Genomic DNA, 13,897 nt, shown 5'->3' with positions numbered 1-13,897 from the left:
CATGACCCTGTGGATGACGGGCGACGACGCCGCCGACCACCTGCTCGACTCCGACCCGTTCGCGCTGCTCGTCGGGATGCTCCTCGACCAGCAGGTCGCGATGGAGTCGGCGTTCGCCGGGCCGGCGAAGATCTCCGACCGCATGGGCGGGTGGGATGTGCACCGCATCGCCGACGCCGACCCCGAGGAGTTCGCCGCGCTGTGCGCGACCCCTCCGGCCGTGCACCGGTACCCGGGCTCGATGGCGGGCCGCATCCAGGCCGTCGCGCGCGCGGTCGTCGACGAGCACGACGGCGACGTCACGCGCATCTGGACCGAGGGCGAGCCCGACGGCGCCTCCGTGCTCCAGCGCCTCAAGGCGCTGCCCGGGTTCGGGGACCAGAAGGCGCGCATCTTCCTCGCGCTGCTCGGCAAGCAGCGGGGCGTGCAGCCGGCGGGCTGGCGGGAGGCCGCGGGGGCGTACGGCGACGACGAGTTCCGCTCGATCGCGGACGTCCGCGACGCCGACTCCCTGGTGAAGGTCCGCGAGACCAAGCGCGCCGCGAAGGCGGCGGCGAAGGCGGCCCGCGCCTAGCGTCGCGGGCAGCAGCGTGCCTCATCCTCGGGACCGACGCGCGGACCGGTCGCGGGACCGACGCGCCGCGCACGCGGTATCCGCCACGATGACGCCATGACCACGTCGCCCGCCCCGGCCCCGCTGCCGCAGGCCGCCCCCGTGCAGCTCGCGGCACCTCACGTCGACCCGGTCCCGGCGTCGCAGCGCGCGGTGGCTCCCGACGTGGCGCGCGGCCTCGCACTGCTCGGCATCGCGCTCGCCAACTCGGTGGTCCACCTCAGCGGCGGCGAGATCGGCGCGGGCTCGCGGCCGGTGGACGGCTCGACGCTCGACCGCGTCGTCGACGGACTCGTCTCCCTGTTCGTCGACCGGCGGACGATGCCGATGTTCGCGCTGTTGTACGGGTACGGGATCGGTGTGGTGGTGCGGCGGCGGGCCGCCGCGTGGGTGCCGTGGCCGGTGGCCCGGGGCGACCTGCTGCGCCGCGCGGGCGTGCTCGTCGCGTTCGGCGCCGTGCACATCGCGCTGCTGTTCGAGGGCGACATCCTCGCGTCGTACGGGCTCGCGGGTCTGCTGGCGGTGGCGTTCGTTCGGGCGAGCGACCGCAGGCTGCTCGTCGTCGCCGCGTGCGTGCTGCCGGTCGCCGCGCTGGCCATGGGCGGCTACGGGGCGATGCTCGCGCTGTTCGGCGGCACCGGCGACCTCGAGGTGCCGGCCGACGACAACGCGCTCGTCGCCGCGCTCTTCCGCCTCGTCAGCATCGCTGTCGCGCCGCTCGGCGCCGTCGTGGCCGTGCCGCTCGTGCTCGCGGGGCTCTGGGCCGCGCGCCGTGAGGTCCTCGAGCGCCCCGCGGACCACCTGGCGCTGCTGCGCCGCACGGCGCTCGTCGGACTCGCCGTCAGCATGCTCGGCGGGCTCCCGCAGGCCACGATCGTCGCGCGGCTGCGCGAGGCGTCGGTGCTCGACGCGTTCGGCTCGGCGGCGCTGCACCAGCTCACGGGCGTGGCCGGGGGGCTCGCGTTCGCCGCGCTGGTCGGCTGGGCGGTCGCCGCCCGCGGCACGACGCTCGACAACCTGTCCCCGGCCGGACGTGCGCTGCGCGCCGTCGGGCAGCGCTCGATGACCTGCTACCTGCTGCAGTCCGTGCTGTTCGTGCTGCCGCTCGCACCCTGGGCGGGCGCGCTGGGCGTCGGCATGAGCACCGCACAGGTCGCCGCGTGGGCCGTGGGCGTCTGGCTCGTGACCGTCGCCGTCGCGGTCGGCCTCGAGGCCACCGGCCGCCGCGGACCCGCCGAGGCGCTCTACCGCCGGCTCGTCTACCGCCCCGTCACGGCCTGACCGGTCCGTGCGGGCTCAGGTCCGTGCGTCCGCCCGGACGCGTCGCGACCTGCGCGCAGGCCGTCCCTCGGACCGCGGTCCCGCGCGTGCGTGACGTCCGCCACCATGACGCCATGACCGCGTCGCCCGGCCTGCCGCCGCAGGCCGCCCCCGTGCCGCCTGCCGCAGCCCACGTCGCCCCCGTGCCACCGTCGCAGCGCGCCGTGGCGCCGGACGTGGCGCGTGGTCTCGCGCTGCTCGGGATCGCGCTCGCCAACGCCGTGGCGTACTTCACCGGGCTCGGATCACGCCCGGTGGACAGCACGACGCTCGACCGCGCCGTCAACGGACTCGTCTCCCTGTTCGTCGACCGGCGGACGATGCCGATGTTCGCGCTGCTGTACGGGTACGGGATCGGCGTGGTGGTGCGCCGTCGCACCGCCGCAGGGGTGCCGTGGCCGGTGGTCCGGGGCGACCTGCGGCGCCGTTCGGGCGTGCTCGTCGCGTTCGGCGCCGTGCACATCGCGCTGCTGTTCGAGGGCGACATCCTCGCGTCGTACGGGCTCGCGGGTCTGCTGGCCGTGGTGTTCGTCCGCGCGAAGGACCGCGCACTGCTCGTCGTCGCCGTCGTGCTCGCGGTCGCGGCAGTGGCCATGGGTCACGCGTCCCTGCTCGCACTCTCCGCGGACACCGGGGCGGCCGAGGTGCCGCCTGACACGGGTGCGCTCGCTGCGCTCGTGTCCCGGACGGTCCGCTTCGCGACCGCGCCGATCGGCGCGGTGGTCGCCGTGCCGCTCGTGCTGGTCGGTCTGTGGGCCGCGCGCCGTGAGGTCCTCGAGCGCCCCGCGGACCACCTGGCGCTGCTGCGCCGCACGGCGCTCGTCGGACTCGCCGTCAGCGTGCTCGGCGGGCTCCCGCAGGCCACGATCGCCGCCGGGCTCCGCGAGGCACCGAGGCTCGAGGCGTACGGGGCGGCGGCGCTGCACCAGCTCACGGGCGTGGCCGGGGGGCTCGCGTTCGCCGCGCTGGTCGGCTGGGCGGTCGCCGCCCGCGGCACGACGCTCGACACCCTGTCCCCGGCCGGACGTGCGCTGCGCGCCGTCGGGCAGCGCTCGATGACCTGCTACCTGCTGCAGTCCGTGCTGTTCGTGCTGCCGCTCGCACCCTGGGCGGGCGCGCTGGGCGTCGGCATGAGCGCCGCACAGGTCGCCGCGTGGGCCGTGGGCGTCTGGCTCGTGACCGTGGCCGTCGCGGTCGGGCTCGAGGCCACCGGCCGCCGCGGACCCGCCGAGGCGCTCTACCGCCGGCTCGTCTACCGCCCCGTCACGGCCTGAGTCACCGCGCCGGGTCGAGCAGGGCGAGCAACCACCCCGGCCCGACGGCGCGCACGTCCCCGAGCCGCATCCGCAGGCCCTGGTCCGCCGTCACCACGAGCACGGGCGCGTCGACCTCCTCGGCGACACGCACCACCTCGGTGTCGCCGTCGTGCGGCGCCCGGTGCACGACGAGCCCGGGCACTGCGGGGGCTGCGGCGTCGCGCGCCCGTCCCTCGAGCACCACCTCGACCCGCGCGAGCCGCACGTCCCCGCCGTCCGGGCCGGGCGCCGTCGTCGCGACGACCCCGGCCAACCGGTCGAGGAGTCGCGCCGCTGCTCCCGCGCGGTCGCGCCACCAGCCGTCGGGCCGAGAGCCGACGACGTTCGCGGCGTCGACGACGAGCACGACGTCGGTGGCGGCCGTCGCGGCCACGCTCACCGCTCCGGACGCTCGAGCGCGTCCTTCCACCCCTGCGCGTACGCCTCGGCGGAGCCCTGGTGGAACATGTCGTCGGGACCGGTGCGCACCAGCACGCGCGCGCCCGGCCCGTCGTCGTCGGTCACCACGTGGCTCACCCCCCGGACGACCGCGACAGGACGCCCCGAGGCCTTGCCCTTGACCAGCTCGGCGGCGCTCGCGATCTCGTCGGCCACCGCGGCCACGGTCATCGTCAGCGGGCGGCCGAACGTGTCGAGCTGGCCGCGCAGGTCGTCGAGCACGTCGACGCCGGCCGCGCCGATCGCCAGGTCGGTGACACCCTGCCGCCACGGGCGCCCGGCCGTGTCGGTGACCAGCACGCCCAGCCGGACACCGAACGCGGCCGTGAGACCGGCGCGCAGCGCCCGCGCCGACGCGTCGGGGTCCGCGGGCAGCAGCAGCACCGTGCCCTCGGGGGTGTTCGACGCATCGACACCGGCCGCGGCCATGACCAGCCCCAGGTGGTTCTCGACGATCCGCGTCACGCCGCCGGCGTGCTCGCGTGTCGCGACGACACGCACGGTCTGCTCGGTGATGGCCCGTTCGCGGTCGTCGGCCGCGACCACGCGCCCCTCGGCCTTGGAGACGACCTTGCTGGTGACCACGACGACGTCGCCGTCCACGAGCGCATGACCCGGGTCCGCGGCCGCGTCGGCGCGCAGCGCGGCGACGAGCAGCGCGACGAGGTCGTCGCCCGGGACGATCTCACGGATGCCGTCGGGCGCCCAGACGCGCAGCTCGCCCACGCTCACCGCGCGAGCTTGGGCAGCACGTCGCGGCCGAAGACCTCGATCCACTCGCGCTGGTTGCGGCCGACGTTGTGCAGGTAGATGCGGTCGAACCCGAGGTCGACGTACTTCTGGATCTCGGCGCGGTGCACGTCGGGGTCGGACGAGATGACCATGCGGCCCTCGAAGTCCTCGGGGCGCACCAGCTTGGCCATCTGCTCGAAGTCGAAGGGCGAGCGGATGTCGGCCTTGGGGAACTTCATGCCGCCGTTGGGCCACTCCCGCATCGCGTGGGCGAGCGCCTCCTCGTCGGTGTCCGCCCACGACAGGTGGAGCTGCAGCACCTTGGGCATGGCGTCGGGGTCCTTGCCGGCCTCGCGCGCGCCCTCGGCGAACTTGCCGAACAGGCCGCTGATCTTCTCCAGCGGTGCGCCGACGGTGATGATGCCGTCGGCGTGCTTGCCGGTGCGCTTGGCGGTGACGGGCCCCGCGGTGGCGACGAGGATCTCGGGGGCCTCCTCGGGCATGGTCCACAGGCGCGTCGACTCGAGCTTGTAGAACGGCCCGGCGTGCTTGACGTCCTTGCCCGCGAGCGAGGCCGCGAAGAGCTTCTTGATGATCTCGATGGCCTCGAACATGCGGTTGATGCGCTCGGGTGCCTCGGGCCAGTACCCGGCGACGACGTGCTCGTTGAGCGCTTCGCCGGAGCCCAGGCCCAGCCAGTGCCGCCCGGGGTACATGGCGGCGAGCGTGGCCGACGCCTGCGCGACCATCGCCGGGTGCCAGCGGAACGTCGGCGCGGTGACGCCGGGGCCCAGGTCGCCGGTGGTGCGCTCGCCGACGGCCGACAGCACGTTCCACACGAACGACGACTGCCCCTGCGCGGGCACCCACGGGGCGAAGTGGTCGGCGGCCATGACGCCGGAGAAACCGTGCTGCTCGGCGTGCACGGACAGCTCCACCGCCTCGCGCGGGTGGAACTGCTCCAGCATCGCCGCGTACCCGACCGTCAGACCTGCCACGTGGTGCGCCTCCCGGCTGCTCGATGTCCTGCGTCGAGCGTAGCCGCGACCGCCGACGCGAGGCCGGTCCATGGGCTGTCGGTGCGCTCACCGCACGACGAGGGCGGGGTGACGGGGGTCGTCGACGCGCGCGACGACGTCGGCGACGTCCTGGGGCGCGACCTCGTCCTCGTAGCGCGCGAACGCCGGCAGCTGCCAGACCCGGTCGGGCCCGAGCCGGCGCGCGAGCGTCGCGGGCCGCACCGTGAGGTGCACGGCGAGGTCGGCGTCGAGCCACCGCCCGAGGAGGAGCTCGCCGTCGAGCACGAGCACGGCCCGCTCCCCCGCCCGCGCGCGCGCCGCCCGCGTCGCGCGGTCACGGACGGGGTCCCACAGCGTGGGCAGGTACGTGCCGTCGACGCCGAACGGGTCGAGCACCTCGCGGGCCAGTGCACCGACGTCGAGCCGGTCCTCGAGGTAGGCGTCGGGGTCGTGGCGGCCGTGCTCGTACCGCACGGAGGCGGGCCGCAGGAAGTCGTCGGCACGGACGCGGACGACCGGTCGGCCGGCGGCCCGCAGCGGCTCGACGAGCGCGTCGGCGAGCTGGCTCGGCCGCAGCGGCGCGGCGCCGTCGACGAGCACGCGGCACCGGCCGGGCACGTCGAGCACGTGCTCGACGACGTGCGCGGCCAGCGCGTCCGGGGTCGTCGGGTGCACCGTCACGGCTCCCACCCCATCACGTGTCGCCGCGCGTCAGGGATGCAGCAGCACCGCACCCGCCTTGCGCCCGGCCTCGACGTACGCGTGCGCCGCGGCCGCCTCGACGAGCGGGTACGTACGGTCGACGACGGGCCGCAGGTCCCCGGCGCGCAGCATGCCGAGCAGCACCGTCATGTCGGCCACCTGCTGCGCGACGGGACGCAGCCCGGTGAACGCGACGGCGGCGGTGCGTCCTCGCTCCAGCCGCCGGGTGGCGGTGCGGACGACCGTGCCGAGCGACGGCACCGTGGTGAGGTAGGCGCCGCCCGGTGCGAGCAGGTGGCGGGTGGCGCGCGGCGAGCTGGTCCCGACGGCGTCGAGGACGACGTCGTACGTCCCGGTCAGCCGCTCGAGCGGCGTGCGGAGCCGGTCGACGACCTCGGCCGCCCCGAGGTCCGCGACGAGGTCGACGTGCGACGGACCGCAGACGCCCGTCACCGTCGCGCCCAGGTGGACGGCGAGCTGCACGGCCGATGCGCCGACCGCACCGCCCGCGCCGTTGACGAGCACCCGCAGACCCGGACGGGCCCGGGCGTGGTCGCGGACGAAGGGCAGTGCGGTGAGCCCGCCCTCGACGACCGCGACTGCCGCGTCGTCGGTGAGGCCGTCGGGCAGCGCCACGACGTTCGCGGCGGGCACGCGCACCTGTTCGGCGGTGCCACCCATGGTCATGCCGACCTGGGCGACGACGCGCGCGCCGACGCGCCAGGCGCCCGCGTCGGGGCCGGCCGCGGTGACGACGCCCGCGAGCGTCCCGCCGAGCACCTGGTGGCGAGGGCGCAGCAGGCCGGAGGCGAGCCGTGCGAAGGCGGGGTCGGCGGAGCGGAACGCCATCTCGGCGCGCGCGACGGCGACGCTGCGCACCGCGACGACGAGGTCGCTCGGGCCCGGCACGGGGACGGGACGACGGACGACGCGCAGCACGTCGGGCGGGCCGTAGCGCTCGAACGCCACGACGGTCATGGTCCCGGTGGAACGGTCGGTGGGGGTCTCGGTGGGCACGGCAGCCTCCTGGGGCGGCACGTCAGTCCGCGTCGTCGGGGTAGTCGAAGACCTCGTCGAGCGGGACGCCGAGGGCCCGCGCGATCTGGAAGGCGGTCTCGAGGGACGGTGAGTACCGGCCCTGCTCGATCGCGATGACGGTCTGGCGGGTGACGCCCAGGTGCCGGGCGAGCTCGGCCTGGGTCATGTCGCCGCGTTCCGTGCGCAGCGCCCGGATGCGGTTGGTGACGCGCGTGGGCCTGCCTCCCACGTCAGAATCCCCGGCGGTATACGACGACCTTGACGAGGCTCGCGACGACGGCCCCGAGCACGAACGCGAGGTACATCGCGTTGGCGATCCAGAAGTGGTCCGCCTCGGCCAGGGTGAGGGCGAACGGCCCGACCATCGCGACCGCGAGGACGATCCCGCCCACGTACTCGCCGCGCCGGTCGATGTCCCGGTCACGCACGTCGGCCTTCTGGGTCTCGCTCGGGCGCACCATCTCGACGACGACGCGGCCGACGGCGGTGAGCACGACCGAGATCGCGACGCTGCGCAGCAACGGCGACGTGTAGTCGACGGCGGCGAGCGGGCCACCGGCGGCGAGCCGCAGGACGACCAGGGCGTACCCGGTCCACACCGCGACCGCGACGAGCCCGTAGACCCACGCGCCCTTCTCCTCGTACGTCATCACCCCTCCACTCGTGTCAAGAAACTTTGACACGAGGAGCGTGCCGCGCGGCGCCACCCGATGTCAAGAATTCTTGACATCGGGTGCGCGGGTCCGGGATCGGGGGCTCAGACCGGCTCGGGCGCCACCTCGCGCTCCTCGAGGACGTCGACCGCGGGCGCAGGCGCCGCACCGTGCGCGACGTCCTGCTCGGCCCCCAGGCGCACGAGCGCGACGCCCGCGACGACGAGCACGGCCCCGACGCCCTGCACGACCAGCGGCTGCTCACCCAGCAGCACCCACGCGAGCGCCACCGACAGCAGCACCTCGGACAGCGCGAGGAACGACGCGAGCCGCTCCCCCAGCAGGCGCACCGACACGGCGGAGACGCCATAGGCCACCGCCGTCGGCACGATGCCGACGACGAGCAGCGGCACGGCCCAGTGCATGCGCGCACCCAGCACGTCCACCTGCACGTCGGGCGCGACGAACGGCAGCAGCCCGACCGCCGCGAGCAGACCGACCACGGCCGCGCCGACCGCCATGGCCGCACCGGCCAGGCTCACCGGCGGCAGCGCGATGGGCCGCGCCGTGAACGCGAAGTAGGCGGCGTTGCCCAGCGCGGCCAGACCGGCGAACAGCAGACCCACCGGGTCGAGACGCACGGCCCCCGTCACGTCGAGGACGAGCACGAGCCCTCCCATGGCGAGGGACGCGCCGACGAGCGTCGCGCGCGACGGCACCCGGCGCGTGCGGACCCACGCCCACAGCAGCAGGAGCAGCGGGCCGGTGTACTCGACGAGGAGCGCGACGGCGACGGGGAGCCGCTCGACGGCGAAGAAGTAGAACGTCGAGGCGCCGGCCACGCCCGTCAGCCCGAGCCCGACCACCGTCGGCCAGTCGGTGCGCAGCGTCGCCCATCTCCCGCGCAACGCCCACGCCGCGGGCCCGGCCAGGAGCAGGGCGCCGAGCGTCAGGCGCACGACGATCGCGGCGCCCGGGCTCCACCCGGCCGCGAGCAACGGCTTGACCACCGGCCCGCTCGTGGCGAACGCGAGGGCGGCGACCAGCCCCGCGACGATCCCGACGCCCCGTGTCCCGGTGCCCGCAGCAGCGCCCTGCACGTCGTCCTCCCGCACGTCGACCCGGCGGGCACCTGCGCGCGTGCGCTCGGTCGTGACGGGACCCCGGCGCCGGACCTCCCGGCACCCCGGAGCGGGCTGCGCAGCAGCCGTGCGCTCCTATGCTCGTGACCGTAACCGCGCCCCCGGACAGGAGTCAATGTGGTCTTCGCTCGTGACACCGAGCTCAACCTGCTCGCCGCGGTCGAGCTCGTCAACACCGCGCGCCGCCGCGACGGACACGACGCGATGGCGACCGTCGCGGACGTCGACGGGTTCTTCACGCGCTGGGGCTACACCGGCCGCCACGACCGCGACGACGCCGAGGTCGCGCACGTCCAGGCGGCTCGCGCGCGCGTCGCGCGCCTGTGGGAGGTCGACCGCGACGAGGCGGCGGAGCTGGTCAACGCGATGCTGCGCGAGGCCGACGCCACCCCCTTCCTCGTCCGGCACGACGCCGTCGACTGGCACCTGCACGCCACGGCGCCCGGCGCGAGCCTCGGCACGGTCGTCGTCGTCGAGACCGCCATGGGCGTCGTCGACGTCGTGCGGTCCGACGAGTACGAGCGCATGAAGGTCTGCGAGGGCGAGGGGTGCACGGCGGTCCTCGTCGACCTCTCCCGCAACCGTTCGCGCCGCTTCTGCGACGTCAACTCCTGCGGCAACCGCGCGCACGTCGCGGCGTACCGGGCGCGCCGCGCGGGGACGGAGTAGCCACCCCCGCTTCGTTGACGAGTCAACTTCCGTTACCCTGGCCGCCCGATGGCCCGGCAGCGAGACGGAGACCCGCGATGAGCAAGACCCCCCAGCGCGACGAGCGAGCAGCGCGGCTCGCGCAGGTCCAGTCCGAGCAGCGCCGCGCGGCACGTCGGCGCACCGTCCTCGTCGCGAGCGTCGCCGGAGGCCTCGTCGCCGTCCTGGTGGCCGTCACCGCGTTCGTGCTCGCCGGAGAGGCGCGCCGGGTGTCGGAGCTCGAGGCGCAGGCCGCCGCGGACATCGAGGGCGTCGAGAAGTTCGAGGGTCACGAGTTCACGCACGTGACGACGCAGGTCGACTACCCGCAGACGCCGCCCACGGGCGGCGAGCACGACGCGGTGTGGCAGAACTGCGGCGTCTACGAGGCCCCCGTCGTGAACGAGCACGCGGTGCACTCCCTCGAGCACGGGGCCGTCTGGTTCACGCACGACCCCGCCCTCCCTGCGGACCAGGTCGCCGCCCTGCACGCGCTCGCCGACGGCCAGACGTACGTGCTGGTCTCGCCCTACGAGGGCCTGCCCTCGCCCGTCGTCGCCTCCGCGTGGGGCTACCAGCTCCAGGTGGACGACGCCACGGACGAGCGCCTGAAGGTCTTCCTGCGCAAGTACCTGCTCAACCCCGACCTGCCCGAGGCCGGGGCGCTCTGCAGCAACGGCATCGGCGCCCCGGCGTGACCTCGCCCGACGACGACGAGGCACCCGCGCGCTCCGCACTGGGGCACGCGCTCGGCGGCCTGTCCGCCACGGGCCGCGTCGTCGTCGCCGTGCTCGTCGCGCTCGCGCTGCTCGTCGGCGTCGGCGTCGGGGCGACGCTCGTCGCGCGCCCCGATGCCGCCGCGCCGACGGACCGCTCGGTCGACGCGGGGTTCGCCCGCGACATGCAGGCCCACCACGCGCAGGCCGTCGAGCTCGCCGTGCTCCTGCGTGACCGCTCGGACGACGAGACGCTGCGCGCGATCGCGCTCGACATCCTCACGATCCAGCAGCAGCAGATCGGTCAGATGGCCGCCTGGCTGCGCCTGTGGGGCCTGCCGCCGGCGTCGCCCGACGGGCCGATGGCCTGGATGTCCGACGGGGGGCACGCGCACGCCACGCCCGGTGGCGGCCTGTCCGCGATGCCCGGCTGGGTGCAGCCCGAGGACCTGGCCACGCTGCGCGACGCCGAGGGCGTGACGGCGGAGCGGCTGTTCCTCGCGCTGATGATCGAGCACCACGCGGGCGGCGTCGAGATGGCCCGGTACGCCGCCGAGCACGCGCGGCACGGCGAGGTCGTGCGGTTCGCCCGGGGGATCGTGGACTCCCAGACCCGCGAGCAGGTCGTGCTGGAGGACCTCCTGGAGGCGCGTGGCGGGCCCCTGCCCGGTTGACGCGCGTGCGCGCCGGACCTCCCCGATCTGGGAGGATGGTGCACCATGAGCGACCAGACCCCCCGGCCCGAGACCCCGACGAGCGCACGCGCCGCCCGCCAGGTACCGGACAAGGTGACGGTCGACGGCCTGGAGGACCGCTGGTCGCGGACGTGGGCCGACGAGGGCACGTACACGTTCGACCGCACGGCCGAGCGTGAGCAGGTGTTCTCGATCGACACGCCGCCCCCGACCGTGTCGGGCTCGCTGCACGTCGGCCACGTCTTCTCCTACACGCACACCGACGTCGTCGCGCGGTTCCAGCGCATGCGCGGGCGCGAGGTCCTGTACCCCATGGGATGGGACGACAACGGCCTGCCCACCGAGCGCCGCGTGCAGAACTACTACGGCGTGCGCTGCGACCCGTCGCTGCCCTACGTGGAGGGCTTCGTGCCGCCGCACGAGGGCGGCGAGGGCAAGTCGATCAAGCCGGGCGACCAGGTGCCCGTGTCGCGGCGCAACTTCATCGAGCTGTGCGAGCGGCTGTCCGCCGAGGACGAGCTGCAGTTCGAGGCGCTGTGGCGCCGCCTGGGCCTGTCCGTCGACTGGTCGATGACCTACCAGACCATCGGCTCGACCGCCCGCGCGGTCTCGCAGCGCGCCTTCCTGCGCAACCTGCAGCGCGGCGAGGCGTACCAGGCCGAGGCCCCGGGCCTGTGGGACGTGACGTTCCAGACGGCCGTCGCGCAGGCCGAGCTCGAGGCGCGCGACTACCCCGGCGCCTTCCACAAGGTGGCGTTCCACCGCCCGGACGGCGAGCAGGTCGTCATCGAGACGACCCGCCCCGAGCTGCTGCCCGCGTGCGTGGCGCTCATCGCGCACCCCGACGACGAGCGCTACCAGCACCTGTTCGGCACCACCGTGACCAGCCCCCTGTTCGGCGTCGAGCTGCCGGTGCTCGCGCACCCCGCGGCCGAGCCCGACAAGGGCGCCGGCATCGCGATGTGCTGCACCTTCGGCGACCTCACCGACGTGCAGTGGTGGCGCGAGCTGCGCCTGCCGACGCGTTCGGTGGTGGGCCGCGACGGGCGTGTCCTGCGCGACACCCCCGAGTGGCTGACGACCGACGAGGGCCGCGCGCGGTACGCCGAGCTCGCGGGCAAGACGACGTTCAGCGCGCGCGAGGCCGTGGTCGCCGGGCTGCGCGAGACCGGCGACCTGCTGGGCGAGCCGGTGCCGACGCAGCGCAAGGCGAACTTCTACGAGAAGGGCGACAAGCCCCTCGAGATCGTCACGAGCCGGCAGTGGTACATCCGCAACGGGGGGCGCGACGAGGACCTGCGCGAGCAGCTCCTGGGCCGCGGGCGCGAGCTGGAGTTCCACCCCGACTTCATGCGCGTGCGCTACGAGAACTGGGTCGGTGGGCTCAACGGCGACTGGCTCGTCTCGCGCCAGCGGTTCTTCGGCGTGCCGATCCCCGTGTGGTACCCGCTCGACGAGCAGGGCGAGCCGCAGTACGACGCACCGCTGCTCCCGGGCGAGGCGGCCCTGCCGGTCGACCCGTCGAGCGACGTGCCGGCGGGTTACACCGAGGACCAGCGCGGCGTGCCCGGCGGCTTCGTCGGCGACCCCGACATCATGGACACCTGGGCGACGAGCTCGCTGACGCCGCAGATCGTGTGCGGCTGGCTCGACGACCCGGACCTGTTCGCGCGCACGTTCCCCATGGACCTGCGGCCGCAGGGTCAGGACATCATCCGCACCTGGCTGTTCTCGTCGGTCGTGCGGGCGCACCTCGAGTCCGGTTCGCTGCCGTGGAAGCACGCGGCGATCAGCGGCTGGATCCTCGACCCCGACCGCAAGAAGATGAGCAAGTCCAAGGGCAACGTCGTCACGCCGCTGGGCCTGCTCGAGGAGCACGGGTCGGACGCCGTGCGCTACTGGGCCGCCAGCGCGCGCCTGGGCACCGACGCGGCCTTCGAGGTCGGCCAGATGAAGATCGGCCGCCGCCTGGCGATCAAGGTCCTCAACGCCTCGAAGTTCGTGCTGTCGTTCGGTCCCGCCGACGAGCCGGTGTCGCTCGACGCCGCAGCCGTCACGCAGCCGCTGGACCGCGCGATGCTCGCCGGGCTCGCGGAGGTCGTCGAGCAGGCCACGGCCGCGCTCGACGCGTACGACCACACGCGCGCCCTGGAGCTCACGGAGACGTTCTTCTGGACGTTCTGCGACGACTACCTCGAGCTCGTGAAGGACCGCGCGTACGGCGCGGGCGCATCGGCGGCCGACGTGACGCCGGAGACCGCCTCGGCGCGCGCCGCCCTGGGCCTGGCGCTCGACACGCTGCTGCGCCTCTTCGCCCCCGTGCTGCCGTACGCGACCGAGGAGGTCTGGTCGTGGTGGCGCGAGGGCACGGTGCACCGGCAGCCCTGGCCGACGAGCGCCACGCTGCGCGCCGCCGCCGGGGACACCGACCCGGGCCTGGTCGCGGGCGCCGGCGCTGCGCTCGCGGCGCTGCGCAAGGTGAAGTCCGAGGCGAAGGTCTCGATGCGCACGCCCGTCGAGCACGCCGTCCTCGAGGTGCCCGCCGCGCTGCGCGTTGGAGTCGAGGCCGCGCTGGACGACGTCCGCAACGCCGGGCGCGCGACGGGCACGCTCGAGATCGCCGGCGGCGACGGCGAGACCGTCGTGGCGCGCGACGCCCGCCTGGGCGAGGCCGCACCGCGCTGAGGCGGGTGCGTCCGGGCAGGCAGGGGCTGCGTCCGGCAGGGCGCGGCCCCTGCGCGCGCGACAGGGGGCCGGCGGTGGCAAGGTCGGGACCGAGGTCCCCTGCACAACCCTGCATCGGATAGCCATAATGTGCAGCGTATA

At 74.9% G+C, this 13,897-nt stretch carries 15 protein-coding genes; 7 read left to right on the top strand and 8 right to left on the bottom strand.

Going from position 1 to position 13,897, the window contains the following annotated elements:
- Window position 1: 1 nt before the first annotated feature.
- The 3 genes from CFLA_RS07155 (at window position 2) to CFLA_RS07145 (ending at window position 3,207) form a co-directional block, all read left to right on the top strand.
- Window positions 2-574, top strand: a complete 573-nt coding sequence (locus tag CFLA_RS07155; RefSeq protein WP_013116649.1) for an HhH-GPD-type base excision DNA repair protein — start codon at window positions 2-4, stop codon at window positions 572-574.
- 96 nt (window positions 575-670) lie between these two features.
- Window positions 671-1,894: a DUF418 domain-containing protein gene (locus CFLA_RS07150; RefSeq protein ID WP_013116648.1), complete on the top strand. Its 1,224-nt coding sequence runs from the start codon at window positions 671-673 to the stop codon at window positions 1,892-1,894.
- Between the two features lie 113 nt (window positions 1,895-2,007).
- A complete protein-coding gene (locus tag CFLA_RS07145; RefSeq protein ID WP_013116647.1) occupies window positions 2,008-3,207 on the top strand; it encodes a DUF418 domain-containing protein in 1,200 nt (399 codons plus the stop codon).
- A gap of 1 nt (window position 3,208) precedes the next feature.
- Here the strand turns inward: CFLA_RS07145 and CFLA_RS07140 are convergent, their stop codons facing one another.
- From CFLA_RS07140 to CFLA_RS07105, 8 genes are all read right to left on the bottom strand, one after another.
- Window positions 3,209-3,628 carry a hypothetical protein gene (locus CFLA_RS07140; RefSeq protein WP_222836825.1) on the bottom strand — a complete coding sequence of 140 codons (420 nt, stop codon included), beginning with the start codon at window positions 3,626-3,628 and terminating at the stop codon, window positions 3,209-3,211.
- On the bottom strand, window positions 3,625-4,419 hold the full coding sequence (gene cofE, locus CFLA_RS07135) for a coenzyme F420-0:L-glutamate ligase (RefSeq protein ID WP_013116645.1): 795 nt from the start codon (window positions 4,417-4,419) through the stop codon (window positions 3,625-3,627). Before cofE ends, CFLA_RS07140 begins: the two co-directional genes overlap by 4 nt.
- Window positions 4,416-5,387, bottom strand: coding sequence for a TIGR03557 family F420-dependent LLM class oxidoreductase (locus tag CFLA_RS07130; protein WP_052302813.1), 972 nt, complete (start codon window positions 5,385-5,387; stop codon window positions 4,416-4,418). Before CFLA_RS07130 ends, cofE begins: the two co-directional genes overlap by 4 nt.
- A 117-nt stretch (window positions 5,388-5,504) precedes the next feature.
- Window positions 5,505-6,119: a nucleoside/nucleotide kinase family protein gene (locus CFLA_RS07125; RefSeq protein ID WP_043600094.1), complete on the bottom strand. Its 615-nt coding sequence runs from the start codon at window positions 6,117-6,119 to the stop codon at window positions 5,505-5,507.
- Window positions 6,120-6,149: 30 nt separating this feature from the next.
- Window positions 6,150-7,157: a zinc-binding dehydrogenase gene (locus CFLA_RS07120; protein ID WP_013116642.1), complete on the bottom strand. Its 1,008-nt coding sequence runs from the start codon at window positions 7,155-7,157 to the stop codon at window positions 6,150-6,152.
- A gap of 22 nt (window positions 7,158-7,179) precedes the next feature.
- A complete protein-coding gene (locus CFLA_RS07115; protein WP_013116641.1) occupies window positions 7,180-7,407 on the bottom strand; it encodes a helix-turn-helix transcriptional regulator in 228 nt (75 codons plus the stop codon).
- Window position 7,408: 1 nt separating this feature from the next.
- Window positions 7,409-7,828, bottom strand: a complete 420-nt coding sequence (locus tag CFLA_RS07110; protein WP_013116640.1) for a hypothetical protein — start codon at window positions 7,826-7,828, stop codon at window positions 7,409-7,411.
- A gap of 107 nt (window positions 7,829-7,935) precedes the next feature.
- Complete coding sequence (locus CFLA_RS07105; protein ID WP_245530316.1) at window positions 7,936-8,946, bottom strand: EamA family transporter; 1,011 nt, start codon at window positions 8,944-8,946, stop codon at window positions 7,936-7,938.
- A 144-nt stretch (window positions 8,947-9,090) separates the two neighbouring features.
- Here CFLA_RS07105 and CFLA_RS07100 point away from each other — a divergent pair, with 144 nt between their 5' ends.
- From CFLA_RS07100 to valS, 4 genes are all read left to right on the top strand, one after another.
- On the top strand, window positions 9,091-9,642 hold the full coding sequence (locus CFLA_RS07100) for a CGNR zinc finger domain-containing protein (RefSeq protein ID WP_013116638.1): 552 nt from the start codon (window positions 9,091-9,093) through the stop codon (window positions 9,640-9,642).
- A 77-nt stretch (window positions 9,643-9,719) separates the two neighbouring features.
- A complete protein-coding gene (locus CFLA_RS07095) occupies window positions 9,720-10,358 on the top strand; it encodes a thioredoxin-like domain-containing protein (RefSeq protein WP_013116637.1) in 639 nt (212 codons plus the stop codon).
- Window positions 10,355-11,050 carry a DUF305 domain-containing protein gene (locus CFLA_RS07090; protein WP_013116636.1) on the top strand — a complete coding sequence of 232 codons (696 nt, stop codon included), beginning with the start codon at window positions 10,355-10,357 and terminating at the stop codon, window positions 11,048-11,050. The genes CFLA_RS07095 and CFLA_RS07090 overlap by 4 nt, the downstream gene beginning before the upstream one ends.
- A gap of 45 nt (window positions 11,051-11,095) precedes the next feature.
- Window positions 11,096-13,756, top strand: coding sequence for a valine--tRNA ligase (gene valS, locus CFLA_RS07085; protein ID WP_013116635.1), 2,661 nt, complete (start codon window positions 11,096-11,098; stop codon window positions 13,754-13,756).
- Window positions 13,757-13,897: the final 141 nt, after the last annotated feature.

This window comes from Cellulomonas flavigena DSM 20109 (genome assembly GCF_000092865.1).
Classification (GTDB): domain Bacteria; phylum Actinomycetota; class Actinomycetes; order Actinomycetales; family Cellulomonadaceae; genus Cellulomonas; species Cellulomonas flavigena.
This window is presented reverse-complemented; position numbering and strand designations above follow the sequence as displayed.

Bases quoted from the DNA above. Each gene is read 5' to 3' on its own strand.
- CFLA_RS07110 (WP_013116640.1), bottom strand. From the start codon at position 7,828: ATGACGTACGAGGAGAAGGGCGCGTGGGTCTACGGGCTCGTCGCGGTC.
- CFLA_RS07095 (WP_013116637.1), top strand. From the start codon at position 9,720: ATGAGCAAGACCCCCCAGCGCGACGAGCGAGCAGCGCGGCTCGCGCAG.
- CFLA_RS07150 (WP_013116648.1), top strand. From the start codon at position 671: ATGACCACGTCGCCCGCCCCGGCCCCGCTGCCGCAGGCCGCCCCCGTG.
- CFLA_RS07155 (WP_013116649.1), top strand. From the start codon at position 2: ATGACCCTGTGGATGACGGGCGACGACGCCGCCGACCACCTGCTCGAC.
- valS (WP_013116635.1), top strand. From the start codon at position 11,096: ATGAGCGACCAGACCCCCCGGCCCGAGACCCCGACGAGCGCACGCGCC.
- CFLA_RS07130 (WP_052302813.1), bottom strand. From the start codon at position 5,387: ATGCTGGAGCAGTTCCACCCGCGCGAGGCGGTGGAGCTGTCCGTGCAC.
- CFLA_RS07145 (WP_013116647.1), top strand. From the start codon at position 2,008: ATGACCGCGTCGCCCGGCCTGCCGCCGCAGGCCGCCCCCGTGCCGCCT.